This is a genomic window from Candidatus Binataceae bacterium (assembly GCA_035308025.1).
Classification (GTDB): Bacteria; Desulfobacterota; Binatia; order Binatales; family Binataceae; genus JAJPHI01.
On sequence record DATGHL010000047.1, the window covers coordinates 26,113 to 45,343 of the forward strand.

Below are 19,231 nucleotides of genomic sequence, written 5' to 3' on the forward strand. Positions count from 1 at the left end.
CCGCCGGTCAAGAAAACGGCGCAGCAACGGCAATGATCCAGTGGCTGATGGACCTCGCGCTGAGCGCGCGAGTGGTGGTGGTGAGCGCGGCCGTGTTGTTGGCGCTCGCCGGACTCTTTTCCTTCACCCAACTCGACATCGAAGCCTATCCCGATCCGGTGCAGCCGATGACCGAGGTGCTGACCCTGCCCAACGGTCTCAGCGCCGAGGAGGTCGAACGCCTGGTCACGGTGCCGACCGAGTACGGGATGAGCGGGATGCTGCATCTGACCGCGATGGAATCGATTTCGCTCTACGGCCTCTCCGACATTCGCCTCTATTTCGATTGGGATAGCAATTACGAATTCGACCGCACGCAGACCATCAACCAGTTGACCTTCGTCACGCTGCCGCCAGGCATCCAGGCCGGGCTCTCGCCGCAAAATGCGGTCGGCGAGATTTATCGCTACACCGTCCAGAGTCCCAATCACGATCTCATCAGCGAGAAGGAAATCGAAGACTGGGTTTGCGAAAAGCAGCTCAAGACCGTCCCCGGTGTCCTCGATGTCGAAGGCTTCGGCGGCTTGACCAAGGAATATCACGTCGATCTTGACCCGCCGAAGCTCAACCACTACGGCATCCCGCTCACGCAAGTCATTACGGCGATTCAGAATTCAAACACCAACTCCGGCGGCAGCTACCTCAACCTCGGCGAGCAGGCCTTCGATGTCCGAGGAATCGGCCTGATCCAAAACCTCGATGACATTCGCAACATCGTCCTCGCGACCAGCAAATCTACGCCGATCAAGCTCGCAAATGTCGGCGACGTTTCCGTCGGCTGGGCGCCGCGCCTCGGAATTGTGGGGATGAACTACCAGGACGAGGTGGTCAGCGGCATCGTCCTGATGCGCAAGTACGGCAATACGCTGGAGACTCTGAAGGGCGTCGAGCAGAAGGTAAATCAACTCAATACGCGGGGCATGCTGCCTGCGGGCTACAAGATCGTCCCCTACTACGACCGCACTGGCCTGGTTTACACCACCCTCCACACGGTCTTCGAGAATCTGCTGATCGGGATGATGCTGGTCTTTCTGGTCCTGCTGTTTTTTCTCGGTAATCTGCGCGCCGCGCTGATCGCCGCAGTCAATATCCCGCTCGCGATGTGCGGGGCTTTTATCCTGCTCCACCTGAGCAACACCCCCGCCAATCTGTTGTCACTGGGCGCGGTCGATTTCGGCATCATCATCGATTCGACCATCATCGTAGTGGAGAACATCTTTCGCCATCTCACCTCCAGCGAGCTGCCCAGCGAGGGCAAACGGCAGCGGATTGGCCGGGCGGCCCGCGAAGTCGGCGGGCCGATGTTCTACTCGACCCTGATCTTCCTCATCGCCTTCCTGCCGCTCTTCACGATGCGCGGGGTCGAGGGCGCGATCTTCTCGCCGATGTCGCATACCTACGCCTATGCGCTGACGACCGCGATTCTGCTCGCGGTCACGCTCTCGCCGGCGCTGTGTTCTTTCCTCCTGCGCCGGGGGATGCGCGAGACGCACAACTTCATATGGGAAGCCTTCTCGCATTCCTATCACGCGCTCTTCGTTCGGGTGCTGCGCTGGCCGCGCGCGACGGTGACGATAATCATGCTGCTGGTGGCCGGTGGGCTCGCGCTCTTCCCGCGCCTGGGCGGTGAGTTTCTGCCGAAATTGGAGGAGGGCAATATCTGGGCGCACGCAATCATGCCGACCACGATCAACCTGCCTCAGGGCGCCAAACTGGTGAGCCGGATGCGCACCGTTTTTCTCTCCTTCCCCGAAGTGGCGAGTGTTGTCTCGCAGCTCGGCCGTCCTGACGACGGCACCGAGACGACCAGCTTTTTCAACATCGAATTTGCGGTTGATCTCAAACCCGCCGCGGCTTGGCCCGCAGATGTTACCAAGGAGAAACTGGTCAATCAGATGGACGAAAAACTGCGCCACCGCTTTCCGGGCGTTGATTTCTCCTATTCACAGAATATCGAGGACAATATCGACGAAGCCCTGTCCGGCGTGAAGGCGGGCTCGAACGCCGTCAAAATTTTCGGTTACGATCTGAAAAGCGACGAGACCCTTGCCGGCCAGATCACCCGGGTGCTTGGCCGGGTGCGCGGCGTCACCGACGTCTTCATGTTCCGCTCGCTCGGCCAGCCCAACATTGTCATCCGGCCCGACCGCGCGGCCGCGGCCCGTTACGGCCTCAATTCCGGCGACGTCGCGGCGATCGTGCAGGCCGCGATCGGCGGCCAGGCGGTCACCCAGGTCTACGAAGGTGATCGCACTTTCAATCTGGTGGTGCGCTGGATGCCCCAGTATCGCCAGACCGTCGCAGCGATGCGCGGGATTCGCGTCAATGTGCCGGGTGGCGGGGTCGTCCCGCTCGGCCAGATCGCGCAAATCGCGGCCTCGGAGGGCGCGTCGTTCATCTATCGCGGCAATTTGCAGCGCTACGTGCCGGTGCGTTTCTCGGTTACCGGCCGCGATTTGCAGGGCGCCGTCGCCGAGGCCAAACGGCGCGTTGCCGACGAAGTCCATCTCCCTGAAGGCACCCATCTGGAATGGGCGGGCGAGTACGGCGAACTCCAGGCCGCCAATCATCGGCTCGCCATCGTGGTGCCCATCGCGCTGATTCTGATCATGGGCGTCCTCTTTGCGGCTACGCAATCGGTCGTCAACACGCTCATCCTGATGGCGCAAATTCCGCTCGCCTGTCTGGGTGGCGTGTTGGCCCTGGTCGTGACGCATACGCCCTTCAGCGTCTCTGCCGGGGTCGGCTTCATCTCAATTTTCGCGATCGCGATCATGGACGGCATCCTGCTCAACTTTTACATTCACCAGCTTTGGGAACAGGGCTATTCGGCGATGGATGCGATCGTAATGGGCGCGGATCGGCGCTTCCGCGCGGTCATGATGACGGCGCTGGTCGATGGCCTCGGGCTGTTGCCGGCGGCGCTCTCGACGCGCATCGGTGCGCAGACTCAGCGCCCGCTCGCGATCGTCGTGATCGGCGGCGCGCTCTCGATCGCCTTGCTGACGCGGGTTTTTCAACCCACCCTGATGTTCCTCTTCCGCCGCTACATCGGGCTCTCCGAGGAGCGTCGCACGATGGCCAATGGCGGACCGGATCCGACGGCCGCGGCTCCCGGCATGAGCGTATAGTTAATTCGCCCCGTGCAACTCTGCCCGGCGGGCGGGAAACGTGCTAAACGCCATCGTGGAGGGCATCCCATCATGGCGGAGCTCGAAACCTTAGCCACAGGATTTGGACTACTGGAAGGTCCGCGTTGCGACGCTCGCGACCGGCTCTATTTCAGTGACGTCCCTAACGGCGGCGTTTACCGGCGCAGTCCCGACGGTGCGATCGAAACGCTGATTCCGAAACGGCGCGGCGTCGGCGGCATCGCGCTGAACGCCGGCGGCGGCATCGTCTGCACGGGCCGCGGCCTGATCCACTGGAACGAAGCGACGCGCACCAGCCGCGATCTCTTCACTCATTGGGAGGGGCGGCCGCTCAACGGCCTCAACGACCTCCAGCCCGACGACCACGGCTCGATCTTCGTCGGCTCGCTCGAGCATAACGCGCTCGAAGAAGGCGCCAAGCGGATTCCGGGCAGTCTCTACCGCGTCGATCCCGACGGCACCGTGCTCAAGCTCTACGAAGGCATTGAGACTACCAACGGGATGGGCTTCAGTCCCGATCGCAAATATCTCTACCACGCCGACTCGACCACCAAGTCAGTATGGGTCTACGACGTGCAGCCCGATCGCACCGTCAAGGATCGCCGGGTCTTCGCGCGGATGCCCGCCGGATGGCCCGACGGGCTTGCGATCGACGCCGACGGCGGCGTTGTCGTCGCAATCGTGAACCACGGCGAGGTCGTCCGCTTCAAGCCCAACGCCACCCTCGATTGGCGCCTCGACGTGCCCGCGCAGATGGTCACGAGCCTGACCTTTGGCGGCAAGGATTTCCGCGACCTCTATATCGTTACGGCGGACAATACCGAGGACAAAGCAAAGAAGGGCACGGTCTTCCGCACGCGCGTCGAAATTCCGGGTCTGCCGATTCCGCTCGCGCGCTTCAATTGATCGCGTCCGCTCGGCTATGCTTCCTGTTCCTGCCGCGTCAGGACAGGTTAGCGGCAGGATAAGTTAAACCGGGAAAACTTCCCACCAACATCGGTAGATAAAGGAGAACTCGTAATGGCACTGCAAGTTGGATCGCCGGCACCGGACTTTGCGCTTAAATCGAACAAGATGGCGGATGTAAAGCTCTCCGAGCTGCGCGGCAGCAAGGTGCTGCTGCTGTTCGTCCCGCTCGCCTTCACCCGCGTCTGCACCGGCGAACTCTGCAGCATGCGCGATTCGCTCAAGGATTATGAGGGCATGGACTGCAAGGTCTTCGGCATCTCGACCGACAGCCCCTTTGCACTCGACGCCTGGGCCAAGGAGCAGAATTATCAGTTCCCGCTCCTGTCTGATTACAACAAGACCGTCGCTGCGGCCTACGATACGCTCTACGCCGATCTCATGGGCTTCAAGGGCGTGTGCAAACGCTCGGCCTTCGTCATCGATCGCGAGGGCAAAATCCGCTACGCCTCGGTCGCCGAAGACGCGACCAAGGTGCCCAATTTCGACGAGATCAAAGCCTGCCTGCAGCAGCTTCAGTAGGTAATGAACCCGGGGCGAGGGAAGTGAATCACCTTCGCCCCGGCGCCACCGCCGTCCACGCCATCGCCTCGCCCTGCAACAACCTGTCAAGTTCGTTTGACAAAGACTGATCAAAGTCCTATGTAAATGTTGACGCTGGGAACAGCTTCCAGAGTGCGAAGTCGCGGCGGCAGTGCGCTGAATACTCCTGTACGGTCATTGCGAAGCTGAGGTCATCACCCTTCGAGAACGGCAAGTGCGCCGTCCGTTGGTGCCAAGACTCTCGGTTTGTCGAATCGCTCAGGGAGGCGCTAGTACATCGGATCCGCTTGGGGCGGAGCGCCTAGAGCTAAAGGAGAGAATATGAACTCACCAAGGTCTCCAATGCTGCAAACCTTTCAGTGTCGCGAGATTTTACGGGCGCTGGCAATCGTGCCTGTGGTCTGCGCACTACTACTGGCGGTCAATGGCGGCTCAGCGCGGGCCGAACAGGGCACCCCGCCGCCGCCCGGCACGAAAATCACAATGCAAAATTGGCAGCAATACAAAGACTTCATGCCTGATGGTTTGGCCGCCCTGTTTGCTGGGAAATTTCAATGGAAGTTGCCTGCAAATGCCGAAATCGACATAGGTCCCACGGTGAACGTTCCGGAGCCCCCGACCTACCTTGCAGCATCCGAAAAATACGGTAACCAGGTGCAAGTGGTTCACCTACCAAACGGACATTTGGACGTGCGTAATTATGTTGCCGGCGTGCCGTTTCCAGACCCACAGGAGCCTGACAAGGGCTACAAGGTTCTGGTTAATCTATGGTATTCATACCGACCGCACTTGAACGTCGCCAATATCAAATATCCAGTTAGAGATTGTATCGTCGATCGCTTTTCGAATATGAATTGCGAATCAATCGATATCGTCTATCGCCAAGAAGGTTATAATACTGATCCGGGAGTGCCCGTCAGTGAATCAAACAACGTCTGGTACACCGAATATCTAATGGTTGAGGCGCCTGAACAAGCCAAATATACCGCGCAACTGACGCTGTTCTATAAGGATAATCAAACCTTTCAAGACGAATATGTCTTCGTTCCAAACCTACGACGCACCCTGCGCCTGTCATCGAGCGCCCGTTGCTCGCCGTTGCTTGGTAGTGATTTAGCCCAGGATGATGCTCAAGTGTCGGGATTCAATGGCGGAATCGGAGTATTCGACGCGAAGTACTTGGAACGCAAGAAAATAATCGCACTGACGGGTCTGTACAACTATTACGCGGTTGGTCATAACTTTCCCATGGGTTTCTACCAACCGCTCATGTTTCCACCGCCATCAATAGGACAGTGGCAGGTGCGTGATGTCGATGTACTGGATATTCGACGCGTGCCTTCTGAGGCCCTTGGATACTGCTATGGTAAACGAATCATGTATATCGATACATATTACCATACGGGCCACTGGCAGGACCTGTATGATAACAACATGAACCTATGGAAGACGGCTTTGTTAGCGGTGCCTGACGCGGCCAAAGTCCCAGGAGTGCCAGGTGGACATGCCCCCGGACTCGACGGTTTCTTCACGCTGTGGGACGTGCAGAACGACCACCTGACAATAATAACGGGCCTCAACGAATCAGGTGAGGGCTACTTTGTTAATTCTGATGCACCGAAGGAGTTTCAGGACTATAACAGGTTCGGAACACCAGGTGGCCTATCAGAAATTATGCGCTAGCAACTGAAAGGCACGCGCCGCTACAAGCGGCGCGTGCCTTCGCCCAGACCGAGCGGACACGCCAACTCTAGTGCCTGCGCAGCCGCGCGTCCACGCGATCGACTCGCCCTACGCTTGGCGCATGACGGTGATTGGCTTCGTCACCTGCTTTTTTGTCTTCGGCATAGTCTACAGTTTCGGGGCCTTCTTCAAGCCGCTCGCCGAGGAGTTCGGCGCCAACCGCGCTGGCACCTCGACCATCTTCGCGATCACCGCGGCAGTCTACAACGCGCTCGGCTTCGCCAGCGGATGGCTCAGCGATCGCTGCGGCCCGCGCCGCGTGATGCTGGTCGGCGCGCTCGCGATGGGCGCCGGACTTTGCGCCACCGCAGTCGCCCCCACGCTCGGGGTCGCCTACCTCACTTACGGTCTCGGCGTCGGCGTCGGGGTCGCCTTCACTTACATCCCGGCCCTCGCCCTCGTTGGCGGATGGTTCGCGCGCCGCCGCAACACCGCGATGGGCCTCGCGGTCTCGGGCACCGGCGTGGGCACGCTGCTTCTCGTGCCGCTGGTTGCTGCGATGATCGGCTGGTGCGGATGGCGGCAGTCCTACGTTCTGATGGGTATCGTCGCGATGCTCGCGCTGGGCAGCTGCGCGATGCTGGCCGAGGCCGCGCCGCCATCCCCAGTCTCGACGATGGCGCAGCGTAACCATCACTTGATCCGTTCCGCCGATTTCGCGCGGCTCTACCTCGCGTTCGTCCTGGCCTCGATTTCGATTTACGTCCCGTTCGTATATCTACCTGACTTTGCCGAGTCGCGCGGGGTCTCGACGGTCGCCGCCGCGGCCTTGGTTGGTTTCGTTGGCGGCGCCAGCATCGTCGGCCGCCTCGGTCTCGGCCCCATCGCCGATCGCGTTGGTATCTTCCCGATCTTCAAAGCGAGCCTGTTGATGCTGGCCGGCAGCTTTGCGATCTGGCCGCTCGCGCATTCCTACGCGACGCTTGTGCTCTTCGCCGTCGTGATGGGCGCTGCATACGGCGGTATGGTCTCGCTCTCGCCGACGCTCGCCGCCGAGCTCTTCGGGGTCGAAGATTTGGGCACTACGCTCGGGGCGCTCTACAGCAGTTCCGCGATTAGCGCACTCGCCGGACCGCCGCTGGTCGGCTACGCAATCGATCACGGCGGCAGCTATCTCTGGGCCGCCGCGATGGGTGGCGGGGCTGGCCTGATCGGCTTCTGCATCCTGATCCCTTTGCGATCAAGTGAAACGCTCGCGCCCGTTTTGCTTCCGGTAAAGTAACCTTATGTGGCTATAGTTAGGTTAAGAATTAAGTGCCGAGAATGCATCTTATAGCGCGAATATACATCCGATATTGTCTCACGATTTCCCGCTCGCTAGGCTTTGACTAATCATCGTCATGAGCGTCATCCTGAATTGAACACGATCGCCACCACGTCAACGCAGCCTTCGCGCTTCTCACGTTTCGCGACGGGAAAGTTGAATCGCGCCAGCCTCAGCCACACCGCCTCCAACCTCGGCGTCGCGCTGCTCTTTTTCGCCACGTTGATTCCGCATGCCGCGAATTTCGGCGGCGCTCCCGCCAACTGGATCTGGATCGTCGGCGCCGCCCTGATGGGCGTGCTGTCACTCGTCCGCCTCCCGCCCATCGCGACCGCGATTAATCTGCGCTCCGTGACGGCGACTGCGATCATGATGCTCGCGCCGCCTTTGCTCTTGAACAACGCCGCGCCCTCCAGCGGCGTGCTCGCAGTCGCGGCGCTGATCGTCGAACTCGTCGGCGTGATCATTACCCAGAGCGCGCGGCTCTATCTCGGACGCAAGTTTGCGCTGCTGCCGGCCAATCGCGGAATCGTTAGCCGCGGACCTTTCGCCTTTATTCGCCATCCGATTTACGCCGGCTGGCTGATTCTTTCGGTCGGTTATGTGATGGCCTATCCCAACGCGCGCAACCTCCTCGCGCTCGCGGTGACTGTGCCGTTCATGATCTGGCGCATCCAGCTTGAAGAGCAGCTCCTGCAGCAGGACGCCGCGTATCGCGCCTACTGCGCCGTCACTCCATATCGTCTGCTGCCGCTGATCTTCTGACCTGAGCGACCCTTAGCTGCCCATCTCGAATTTCTTTTGAGCACCGCCCCATCGGGCTGTTGCATTTTTTTTGAACTCGGTCAGCGAGGATTCGGAACTGATAATCTTTACAACCGTGGCTAATACGGAAGGAGGAGCAATAGAAAAAGCGGCTGCGTAGTTATCCGTCTGTCTGGGTTCTGAGGTGTTGGGGACGCCTGCACGGGTCATCACGATTATAGCTGCGGCGATGCTGGGGATAGCATTGGCGGCAGCGAAGAGCTCTGCGGGCGACGTCACGACGTCATCTGCGGACGGGCTCGACATCACCAATTCATCGACCAGATTGCTGCCCGACGATCAGGTTAATCTGAGTCAGACGTTCGGCATGTGGCAGAATCTGCACGCCACGCATGAGTGGACGCACAGCTCCAACGCGCTCGCGGTGTCGCGGACCCTGCTGCAGGTCGACGAGAACTACCGGCTGAACGAGAACAACACGTTTTTCGCCCGTGAGTGGTTCGTCTACGAGCCGCCTACGCCTTCAACAGTTCGATCAACACGGTTCGATTCTGCCGTGCAGAACGCCTACTTGACCCCGTTCTGCGGCAAGACCGGACGTCCTCGAGCAATGCCTGTAAGACTGATCGCGAAGTGGCGCCGAGCATCGGCCACTTCCAAAACGATTTTACAACAACTATTCAGTGCGCGGCGTCTGGTGGGAGAACAAGACCGGCCCGCTGACGACTTTCGTCGGCAACCAGATCGTGGTGTGGGGCCAGTCGCTGGCGTTCCGCATCGGCGACGTCATCAATCCGCAGGATTTTGTCTGGAACTTTGGTTTCGCCAACCTCGAGCAATCGCGCAACGCGCAGTGGATGATCCATCCGATTCTGAACCTGCCGGAGTGGGGTCCGCTGCAGTCGAATTTCCTCGAAGTGGTGGTCCAGTCGGGCTTCCAGCCGCAATGGTGGGAAAACAGCTTCGGCGACGGCCGCTTCGAAGCGCCCGGCGGCGCCGTCAAGGATGGCCGTGCCGGGACCTTTGGCTCGCACACCCTGAGCATGCGGTTTGACGTCGCCTACGACAATCAGTCGCGACCCCAGGAGAATTTGACCGCCAACAGCGGCCCGGGCCGTTCTTCGGCTTCGCCACGCAGTTCAGTTCGCCCGGTAATAATACGCTGATTTGGAAGCCAAGTTTCTATTTGCGCTGCAATACCAAAAATGCTGTCTCGGCGGGCAGCGCCCCGTTCGCCTGCTGGCAAGGTGGCAGCATCATCGGTGCGCCCTTGCTGCACACCTTCTGGAACTGCCTCGCTGCGCTCATGGGCGCATGATGGCGGCCCCACGCCCGACCAACAATAAAACGCGGTGGTATCAGTCCCGATTTTTGTTGCGGGGGGGTATTGCGTTCACCTCACCGGTTAGCTAAATCCTGCCAGAATCAGTCCGTCAGGCGAGGCGCGACTGAGGAGGAGGACCGGAAAGCAAGCCCCGCAGCAGCAGTAGCGACAAATTGTCGCGGGCTTGACAAATTAATTTTTGTGCGCAAGTAAGGTTCGTTGCGCGAGCGGGATTCGTCACGATCCCGGAGGAGTTGGACTGGGATCAGCAACGTGACGCATAGCGGTCGGGACTACCGCCAGGCGTCACATGCAGCGAGAAGGAGGAGTTATGGGAGCAAGTTTCGGGGGAGCGAAAAAGTTTCTCGGAGTGGCCGCGGCGGCGATGCTCGCGGTAGCATTGGGCGCTGCAAATAGCTCCGCGGGCGACGTCACGGCGTCACCTGCGGACGGTCTCGACATCACCAATTCATCGACCAAGTTGTTGCCCGACGGTCAGGCCTCGGAGTCGAGCTGGCTGAGCGGCTTTCACATGTCGGGTTATGCAACCCAGACCTTCGGCATGTGGCAGGATCCCTCGAGCACGCACGCTTGGACCCGCAGCTCGAACCAGTTGGCGGTCTCGCGCACGCTGCTGCAGGTGGACGAGAACTACCGGCTGAACGAGAACAACACCTTCTTCGCCCGCGAGTGGTTCGTCTACGAGCCGGTGTATGCCTACAACTCGTCGAACAACACCAACATCTCGGCAATCGACAACGCCTTCTTGTCGCCGTTCTGCGGGAAGACGGGCACGCCGTCTTCCGACCGCTGCAAGATCGGTCGCGAGACGGCGACGAGCCCGGGCCATTTCTACAATGACATCTACAACAACTACCAGGTGCGCGACGCCTGGTGGGAGAACAAGACCGGCCCGCTGACGACCTTTGTCGGCAACCAGATTGTCGTCTGGGGTCAGTCGCTGGCGTTCCGCATCGGCGACGTCATCAATCCGCAGGATCTGCTGTGGAACTTCGGTTTCGCCAACTTGGAGCAGTCGCGCAACGCGCAGTGGATGGTCCATCCGATCCTGAACCTGCCGGAGTGGGGACCGCTTCAGTCGAATTTTCTGGAGCTGGTAATCGAGCCGGGCTTCCAGCCGCAATGGTGGGAAAATAGCTTCGGCGACGGCCGTAACAACGGCCCCGGGGCCGACACGAAGGCCGGTCGCTACGCGACCTACGCGCCACACGGCAATCCCAGCCTGCGCTTCGACATCGGCTACGACCATGCGTTCGACCCGAGCATGAACGTTACGACCGGCCCCGGGCCTTGGAACGGGATCGCCACGCCTTTCTATTCTGCGGGCAACAACACCATGCCGTGGAAGCCGATCGGCTACGTTAATTGCGGCAACCACCCGACGCCCTTCAGCCCGCACGGCGGTAACTGTCTAGTCAGCGGCTCAATTGTCGGACCGCCGCTGCAGCATATCTTCTGGGAGTGCCTCAGCGGTGCCCCGGGGACCTACGCGAAGACAAATCCGCTGCCGGCGGGTCTGCGCAAAGCCCCATTTGGCCCTGGGGGCTGCAACCTGACCCTGTCGCACAACAATCTGTCCTTCGGCGCGGCGGGCGACTACGCCTTGTGGGACACCGGTCCGTACCACATTCCCGGTATGCAGCCGTCGAACTGGAATGACGGCGCGCGTTTTCACACGCTCATCGGTTCAACTGAACTGACGGCGTTGTACTACAACGACAACCTCAACGGCGGCTTTCCGGCCTTCCGGTTCGGCGGCAATGGGCTGCCCTACTATACGAATCTGGATCAGATTTACTTCCCAGACATCCAGATCGTGGGTGTGACCGCGGATCGGCCGCTGCCGGTGCCGGCCTCGGTCAGCGAGTTTCTGCCGATTGTCGGCCGCGCGGAAGTGACCTACACCAATCACGAGCAGTTCTACGACAGCCGGCCGACGGCCTTCAGCGGCGTGCGCTACTCGGACGTGGTGAAGGAGATGGTGGCGCTGGACATCGACCAGGCCTACGCGCCGTGGCTGACCAAGACCGGCAATCTGACGGCCTTCTTCGAGGTCTTTGACGACATCACGATGGACAATTCGAAGCTGACGCCGGTGACGGCATTGGACTCGAAGCGCAACGACAAGAATGAAGTCTACGCCTTGGCGAGCATCGGAACCGGCTACTACAACGAAGACATCGAGCCGACCTGGACGATGATCTATCAGCCCAAGGGGACGACCTTCGCGCTGTTCCCGACGCTGGTGCTGAATCCGCCTTGGACCAAGAAGTACTTCGTCAAGTTGCAGGCGATCGATGTGTTCGGCAGCGATCCGTTGCACGGCCTGGGCCTGTTCAAGGGTCAGAATCTGCTGACCGCCCAGTTCCAGTACAACTTCAACGTGCTCTAGAATCGAGATCGACGAGCAAAACGGCGGCGGGCGCTCATCGCGCCCGCCGCTCATGTTTTGGAGAATCGGCAGGGGTTCCGCCCCCCAAGTCAATCCGCGCTGCGTAGGAAGCGCGCTGGCCGCGCCTCAAGCCTCGCGATAGGCGCGCAGCGCTTCGCCCGCCAACTCGTAGTTCGGATGTCCGCTCGCGGAATTGAGTTCACCCGTCGCCTTGAAACCGATGCTCAGATAGAGCCGTGCGGCCTGTTGGTTGTCGGCGTGGCAGCTCAGCTTGACCACCGCGCAACGCGGATACTCGCGCCGCGTCAGCCGGATTACTTCCACCATCGCCGCGCGACCATAGCCGCGCCCTTGATAGTGCTCATCGATCAGAATGTCGTCGATCCAGTATTCCTCAGTGGTGGTGGGGTCGCAGACTGTGCAGACAAAACCGACTGCCGCCGGGCCGTCGCAAATCAGATGCGACGCGTACACATATTCGTCACCCCAGCGCCGCACTAAAGCCGCGGCGAGCGAAAAGATCGGCGTTGCGACGAAGGCTCTCTGTTCGGGTAAAACTTTTAACTCAATCGCGGCCAGCCAGTTGCTGCGGTCGATTTTCGCGAGTTTAACTTCCATCACGCTAGCGTCCGCAGTGCCTGCTTTGGACGGATTCGCCGTCGGCCGCGCTACTGCGCCTGCTCCGCGGTCATCGGACGGACCGGTTCGCCGTCGCGCGCCGCCTGTCCGACGTTCAACGCGACCAGGTCCTGCGCGGCCACGCCCTTGGTCACTTCGACGTTGATCCCGTCGTCATAGCCGAGCGCTACCGCGGCGAGCCGCAAACGGTTGTCCTGGACCAACGGGACGAAAGGTTTGCCGTCGCGAAACACCAGCGCGTCGTCGGGCACCAGCGGCGGCCCTTCCGGCACCGTCGCGCGAAAATTCAGCTTGGCGTACATCCCGGGCAGCAGCGCGTGGTCGTCGTTGGGCAGATCGACCTCGATCAGCATCGTGCGCGTCGCGCTGGTGAGCGCCTGCGGATGGCGCGTGACGTTGCCCTCAAAGACCCGCCCGGGATATTCCGTCACCGTGATTGTGGCCGCGTCGCCGTCTTTGACGAAGGGTGCGACGCTCTGCGGCACGTCGGCGTAAATTCGCAGCGGCGACAACGTCGCCAACGCGATTAGCGCGGTATTCGCGCTGGTCGGCGCGGTCGATTGCGGAATCAGCGCGCCCGGATCGACGTAGCGCGCCGTCACCACGCCGTCCATCGGCGCGCGAATCTGCTCGTAATCTCGCGTCGCGGCCAATTGATCCAGCGTGGCCTTGGTCTCGAGCAGATTCGCGTGTGTCTCGTCGGCGGTCTGTCGTGCGATTACGCCGCTGCGCAGCAGTTCCTGGTTGCGCCGATCGGTGACTTGCGCGAGCCGGTAAGTCGCGATTGCATTGGCGACCTGATGATCGAGTTCAGGTGATTCGAGAGTCGCCAGCAACTCGCCCGTATGAACGCGATCGCCCTTGTCCACCTTGATCGATTTGAGGTAGCCGGCGACCTTCGCATAGACCGGCGTCTCGATAAAGCCGTGAATCGTCCCCGGCAGTTCGAGGGTGCGCGTCTGCGGCGCCTGCCCCACCTGCGCGACCAGCACGCGCGGCCCGAGCGCGAGTTCGTTCGCGCGGTCAGCAGTTTCTCCCCGCAGGCGCGAGCCGTGCACGAGGATCAACCCGATCGTGGCGCAGAGCACGACGATGATCAGGATGATCCAGCCGGCCAGATAGAAACGGCCCGGTTGGTGTGGCTGGTAGTTCTTCAGATCGCCACTAATTGGTTCGGACATCGCTTGGAAACTGCTCCGCTTATGCTCCCGGCATCGTGATCGCTTCGATTTCGGCGTCGCGCTGATGCTTGCCTTTCACGTTGCGGCCGAAGATCGAGTACACCGCCGGCACCACGAACAACGTCATCAGGGTCGCGACAATCAGCCCGCCGATCACCGCGCGGCCCAGCGGCGCATTCTGTTCGCCGCCCTCGCCCAGCGCCAGCGCCATCGGCAGCATCCCGAGAATCATCGCCAGCGCCGTCATGATTACCGGGCGCAACCGCGTCCGTCCCGCCATCACCGCCGCCGCGACCGGCGAGTAACCCTGCTCGCGCAATTCATTGGCGAAAATTATGATCAGATTGCCGTTGGCGACGCCCACGCCCACCGCCATGATCATGCCCATCAGTGATTCAACATTGATCGTTGTGCCGGTGAGGGTCAGCATCCAGAGCACGCCGGCGATCGTGCCGGGCACGGCCAGCATGATCACAAACGGCTCGAGCCACGATTGGAAATTCGCCACCATCAAGACGTAAACCAGGATAATCGCGACGATGATCCCGAGTCCGAGTGAGCCGAAGGATTCGTGCATCGCCTGGCTCTGCCCGCGAATTATGATCCGCATGCCGGGCGGCAGTTGGCCCAGGCGATTAATCGCCGACTGCACCGCGGTCGAGGCGCCGCCAAGGTCGCGCCCCTCGACGCCGGCATCAACGTCGATCACCCGCTGCACGTCATAGTGATTCACGATTGCCGGTTCGACGCCCTGTCGCACGGTCGCGACATTCGCCAGCAACTGCGGCGTCACCGCCGCGCCGTCGAGGTTGGCGGGCGTCAGCGGCGTCGCGCCCAGCGCCTGCACCGAGTCGATCAGATGTTGTGGCACCTGTTCGAGCACACTGTAATTGACCCCATTTTTTGTATCGAGAAAATAGTTGGGCGCGATAATCGCGTTGGTGGCGAGTGAGGTCAGCAGGCTCGACGCCAGCGATCGTTGATCAATGCCCAGCTCGAGGGCCTTGGCGCGATCTACTTTAACCGTCAACGTCGGATAATCGAGCACCTGCGCGATCCGCACGTCGGTCAGGCCCGGAATAAGCTGCATCGCGTCCTGCAGCATGCGGCCGTAATCATAATTTTGATCGAGGTTTTGTCCGGAAATCTGCGCGTCGATCGGCGCCGAGAGGCCGAAATTCAAAACCTGGCTCACGATATCGGGCGCCTGAAAATAAACCTCGACGCCTGGGAAATCTCGCTCCACCATCCGCCGAATCTGATTCTGATAACCGAAGATCGAATGATGCTTGGGCTTGAGCGAAATCAGAATATCCGCATCCTGCGGCCCGGTACTGTCGGTCTGATAGAAGGCCAGCACGTAAGCGAAGGTGGGCAGCCCGATATTGTCGCTGATCTGATCGAGTTCGCCCGGCGGCACGATCCGGCGCACGGCCCGCTCGAGCTGATCGACGACCACTTCCGTCTGCTCGACGCGGGTTCCCGAGGGCGCCCGCAGATGCATCTTCATCATGCCGGCGTCGACGCGCGGGAAGAAATCCTCGCCGACCGTGGAAAACAGGATCAGTGACAAGCCCACCACGATCGCTGCGCACACCAGCGAGAAGGTCCGCCGCGCGATGAACATGCCGAGCAGATCGCGATAGCCGTCGGCGAAACGCTCGAAGCCGCGCTCGAAACTCGCGGCAAAGCGCGACCACCGCCCGCTCACCGCCCGCTCCGCATGATTCTCGGGGATCAGGTAGCGCGTCATCGAAGGCACCAGCGTGCGCGACAGCAGATACGACGTCAGCATCGCGTAGACCACCGCCAGCGCGAGCGGCGTGAAGAGAAAGCGCGCGACTCCGTAGAGCAGCACCACCGGAAAAAATACGATGCAGATCGCCAGCGTGCCGATGAAGGCCGGCGAGGCGATTTCGCGTGAACTGTCGAGGATCGCCACCAGTAGCGGTTTGTGCATCGCGTGATGGCGATGGATGTTCTCGATCTCGACTGTCGCGTCGTCCACCAGCATCCCGACCGCCAGCGCCAGCCCGCCCAGCGTCATGATGTTGATCGATTGTCCCGAGAGCTTGAGCCCGACGATCGCGGTCAAAATCGACAACGGGATCGACAGTACGACGATAAACATGCTGCGCGGCGAGCCCAAAAATATCAAGATCATCAGGGCGACCAGCGCGGCCGCCAGGGTCGCCTCGCGGACGACTCCCCACAGCGCCGCGCGCACAAACACCGATTGGTCGAACGCGAGCTTGAGCTTCATCCCCTTGGGCGCGGTCTCGAGGATCAGCGGAATCATATTGCGCACGCTATCGATCACGCTGAGCGTCGAGGCCGCCGCGTGCTTGAAGATCGGCAGGTAGGTGGCGCGCTTGCCGTCGATGCGGACGACGTTGGTCTGCACCAGGTGCGAATCGGTTACCGGCGCGACATCGCCGAGCAGCACCGGCGTGCCGTTGACGACCTTGAGCGGCAACTGGTCAAAGCTCGCCACCTTATCCGGGCTGCCATTTAACTCGACCCGGTACTCGCGATTACCGATCTTGACTGAACCCGCCGGAATAATCACGTTCGTCGCGTTCAGCGCATTGCCGACGTCCTGCGCCGACAGCCCGTTGGCGTAAAGCTGCGCCGGATGCAGGTTCACCATGATTGCGCGATTGCGCCCGCCAAAGGGCGACGGCACCGAGATGCCCGCGATACTGTAGAGCCGCACGCGAATAAAATTGAGGCCGTAATCGAAGAGCTTTTGCTCCGACAGCGTCTCGCTCGAGACATTAAGCTGAGCCACCGGCACATTGGCGGCGTTGTAATCGACGATATTCGGCGCCTGCATCCCCGGCGGGAAAATCTGCAGCAGCGATTGCGACAGCGCCGCCATCTGGGCGATGCCGGAGGCGGTCGTGTTGCCCGGATGGAAATAGACCTTGATCAGGCCCACCCCCGCGATCGACTCCGACTCCATGTGCTCAATATCGTTGACCACGCTCGCGGTGGCGCGCTCGCTGATGATCACGACGCGCCGCTCCATGTCAATCGCCGAGAGGCCCGGGTAGCCCCAGACCATAATCACAACCGGCATATCGATCGCGGGAAAGATGTCCACATTCATTCGCGTGAAGGACAGACCGCCCAGCACGGTCATCAGCAGCACCATCACTGCGACTGACAGGGGGCGGCGGAGCCCAAAACGGACGATCCACATATCGGAACTACTACTTCTCGACTACTTACGGATGCGGACCCGCCGCACGACTCGATAAGGAAGCGGATCGGTCGGCCTAAAATAGGCCAGCTTCAACGCCTCGGCAAGTTCCCGGAATCTGTTCAGTACCTATCGAAATAATCTTTCTGAGAAACTTCAGTAGCCGTAACGCTCGGTCAGAATTGGTCGGATTAGAGTATTATGTTGTAATTTCGCTTTTATTTCGTCACGAAGCTGGCAATAGACATTCCGTGACCGCCTTTGGGATGAGCTTTCTCTTGACCTGTTACTGGACAAAGTGGAAAGTAGTGGGGTCTGGCGGAGAAAAGTGGTGCTCAGTGGAAGACATGACCTTGCTTTGGACGAAAAAGGGCGGATCACTCTTCCGGTCAGGTTTCGCGACGTATTTAGGTCCGATGACCACAACTTTCCTTATATCACAAATCATCTTTACGCGCACGAGCGCTGTCTGGCCTTGTACTCGCACAGCGAATGGATGCGGCTGATTGACCGCGTCGAGAATAAGGAGCGTTTCGATCCCGACGTCCAACGCTTTCGGATTTTCTATATCGGCGGTGCGCATGAGGTCGAGTTGGACAAGCAGGGGCGGATTTTAATTCCGCCGGATTTGCGCGAGTTTGCGCGGTTGGATCGCGAGGTGACGTTCACGGGCCAGCTCGATCATTTCGCGCTGTGGGATCGGGCGGCGCTGCGACGCGTGCTGCAACAGACGGAAGAAGAGTTGATCAGTAACCCGGGGATGTTCAGCAAGTTGGGTTTGTAGTCGGTGCAGTTGCAAGAGGCAAAGGTTTTGAGCGCGGCGGGTCCCGAGCATGTGGCGGTGATGGTGGCGGAGGTGGTGGGACTCGTGCGCGCTTGTAATCCGCTGGTCGTGGTCGACGCGACGGTGGGGACGGGCGGCCATGCCGAGGCGCTTTTGGAAGCGACCGGAGCTCATCTGATAGGCCTCGATCGGGATTGCGGCGCGCTGCAGGTTGCGGCGCGCCGCCTCGAGCGTTTCGGTGCGCGCGCGAGTCTCCATCGGGGCAATTTCGCTGAGTTGTCGGCGATCCTCGATCATGTCGGGACGCCGGCGGTCGGCGCGATCGTCGCCGACCTCGGGATGAGCAGTTTTGCTCTGAACGATCCCGCGCGTGGTTTCAGCTTTGCTGCGGAGGGACCGCTTGACATGCGGATGGACGATCGCCAGCCGCTGCGCGCCTATGACCTGGTGAACGAAGAGAGCGAGGATGAAATCGCCCGCTTGATCCAGACTTACGGCGAGGAGCGTCATGCGCGGCGGATTGCGCGGGCGCTCGTCGCGGCGCGACGGCGGCGGCCGCTCGAAACCACCGGGGAGCTGCGCGCCGCGATCGAAGGGGTGATGGGCGGGCGACGGCACGGCGGGATCAATCCGGCGACGCGAACTTTTCAGGCCTTGCGCATCGCCGTCAACGACGAGAGCGCGAACCTGACGGCGCTGCTCGCAGCGGGGCCGGCGCGCCTGACCGCGGGCGGCCGCATGATCGTAATGGCCTATCACTCGCTGGAGGATCGGCCGGTCAAGCAGCGTTTTCGCGAACTCGCCGGCGCGGCCGGCTTCGCACTGATCACACGGCGGGCGGTGCGTCCGGCCGCGGCAGAGATCGCGCGCAATCGGCGCGCGCGGAGCGCACGCTTACGATGCCTCGAGAAAACGCTCGGCTGAAACGACGGCCGCCGCTGACGGTCAAGGCGTCGCGCTGGTGGCCGGCGATTCTGGGACTCGCGGCGGTGGTCGCGGGCTTCGCCGCGCTGATGGCGCGGCTCGAAGTGACGCAGGAAGGGCTGCGGCTTTCGGCCCTGCGTGACGAACAGCGGGACCTGGAAGAACGCAACCGGCGCCTGCGGCTGGAGGTAGCGGAACTCGGGTCACACGAGCGGCTGCGCGCGATCGCCGCGCAGGACGGACTGGGGCCGCCGGCGGCCGGTCACGTCACGACGATGCCATGAATGCG

The 19,231-nt window shown here is 61.0% G+C and carries 15 protein-coding genes; 11 read left to right on the forward strand and 4 right to left on the reverse strand.

All coding sequences use genetic code 11. The features are described 5' to 3' along the window. Nucleotides 1-32 precede the first annotated feature (32 nt). The 6 genes from VKS22_14075 (at nucleotide 33) to VKS22_14100 (ending at nucleotide 8,472) form a co-directional block, all read left to right on the forward strand. Entirely contained in the window at nucleotides 33-3,170 is a 3,138-nt protein-coding gene (locus VKS22_14075; GenBank protein ID HLW71737.1) for a CusA/CzcA family heavy metal efflux RND transporter, read from the forward strand. Nucleotides 3,171-3,242: 72 nt separating this feature from the next. Further along, nucleotides 3,243-4,097, forward strand: coding sequence for an SMP-30/gluconolactonase/LRE family protein (locus VKS22_14080; protein ID HLW71738.1), 855 nt, complete (start codon nucleotides 3,243-3,245; stop codon nucleotides 4,095-4,097). Between the two features lie 114 nt (nucleotides 4,098-4,211). Further along, complete coding sequence (locus tag VKS22_14085) at nucleotides 4,212-4,679, forward strand: redoxin domain-containing protein (GenBank protein HLW71739.1); 468 nt, start codon at nucleotides 4,212-4,214, stop codon at nucleotides 4,677-4,679. Between the two features lie 363 nt (nucleotides 4,680-5,042). Further along, entirely contained in the window at nucleotides 5,043-6,383 is a 1,341-nt protein-coding gene (locus VKS22_14090) for a DUF1329 domain-containing protein (GenBank protein HLW71740.1), read from the forward strand. Between the two features lie 70 nt (nucleotides 6,384-6,453). Continuing rightward, nucleotides 6,454-7,665 carry an MCT family MFS transporter gene (locus VKS22_14095; protein ID HLW71741.1) on the forward strand — a complete coding sequence of 404 codons (1,212 nt, stop codon included), beginning with the start codon at nucleotides 6,454-6,456 and terminating at the stop codon, nucleotides 7,663-7,665. A gap of 135 nt (nucleotides 7,666-7,800) precedes the next feature. Further along, nucleotides 7,801-8,472 (forward strand): isoprenylcysteine carboxylmethyltransferase family protein, encoded by a 672-nt coding sequence (locus VKS22_14100; protein HLW71742.1) that lies wholly within the window; start codon nucleotides 7,801-7,803, stop codon nucleotides 8,470-8,472. A 12-nt stretch (nucleotides 8,473-8,484) separates the two neighbouring features. Here VKS22_14100 and VKS22_14105 read toward each other — a convergent pair whose 3' ends face one another. Continuing rightward, nucleotides 8,485-8,778, reverse strand: a complete 294-nt coding sequence (locus VKS22_14105) for a hypothetical protein (GenBank protein ID HLW71743.1) — start codon at nucleotides 8,776-8,778, stop codon at nucleotides 8,485-8,487. Nucleotides 8,779-9,155: 377 nt separating this feature from the next. Here VKS22_14105 and VKS22_14110 point away from each other — a divergent pair, with 377 nt between their 5' ends. Both VKS22_14110 and VKS22_14115 read left to right on the forward strand, forming a co-directional pair. Then, the gene (locus VKS22_14110) at nucleotides 9,156-9,638 is read left to right on the forward strand and encodes a hypothetical protein (protein HLW71744.1); all 483 of its coding nucleotides are present in this window, start codon (nucleotides 9,156-9,158) and stop codon (nucleotides 9,636-9,638) included. Between the two features lie 489 nt (nucleotides 9,639-10,127). Further along, on the forward strand, nucleotides 10,128-12,209 hold the full coding sequence (locus VKS22_14115) for a hypothetical protein (GenBank protein ID HLW71745.1): 2,082 nt from the start codon (nucleotides 10,128-10,130) through the stop codon (nucleotides 12,207-12,209). Nucleotides 12,210-12,335: 126 nt separating this feature from the next. Here VKS22_14115 and VKS22_14120 read toward each other — a convergent pair whose 3' ends face one another. Genes VKS22_14120 through VKS22_14130 form a run of 3 tightly spaced genes read right to left on the reverse strand, consistent with a single transcriptional unit; the run spans nucleotide 12,336 to nucleotide 17,234 of the window. Continuing rightward, a complete protein-coding gene (locus VKS22_14120) occupies nucleotides 12,336-12,827 on the reverse strand; it encodes a GNAT family N-acetyltransferase (protein ID HLW71746.1) in 492 nt (163 codons plus the stop codon). Between the two features lie 50 nt (nucleotides 12,828-12,877). Beyond that, nucleotides 12,878-14,029, reverse strand: a complete 1,152-nt coding sequence (locus VKS22_14125; protein HLW71747.1) for an efflux RND transporter periplasmic adaptor subunit — start codon at nucleotides 14,027-14,029, stop codon at nucleotides 12,878-12,880. Between the two features lie 19 nt (nucleotides 14,030-14,048). After that, entirely contained in the window at nucleotides 14,049-17,234 is a 3,186-nt protein-coding gene (locus VKS22_14130; protein HLW71748.1) for an efflux RND transporter permease subunit, read from the reverse strand. A 331-nt stretch (nucleotides 17,235-17,565) separates the two neighbouring features. On the opposite strand from VKS22_14130, the gene mraZ reads away from it, so the two are divergent. The 3 genes from mraZ to VKS22_14145 are packed head-to-tail and all read left to right on the forward strand — an operon-like array spanning nucleotide 17,566 to nucleotide 19,226. Next, entirely contained in the window at nucleotides 17,566-18,018 is a 453-nt protein-coding gene (gene mraZ, locus VKS22_14135; protein HLW71749.1) for a division/cell wall cluster transcriptional repressor MraZ, read from the forward strand. A 27-nt stretch (nucleotides 18,019-18,045) separates the two neighbouring features. Continuing rightward, nucleotides 18,046-18,942, forward strand: coding sequence for a 16S rRNA (cytosine(1402)-N(4))-methyltransferase RsmH (rsmH, locus tag VKS22_14140; GenBank protein HLW71750.1), 897 nt, complete (start codon nucleotides 18,046-18,048; stop codon nucleotides 18,940-18,942). Further along, nucleotides 18,918-19,226, forward strand: coding sequence for a hypothetical protein (locus VKS22_14145; GenBank protein ID HLW71751.1), 309 nt, complete (start codon nucleotides 18,918-18,920; stop codon nucleotides 19,224-19,226). The genes rsmH and VKS22_14145 overlap by 25 nt, the downstream gene beginning before the upstream one ends. Nucleotides 19,227-19,231 lie beyond the last annotated feature (5 nt).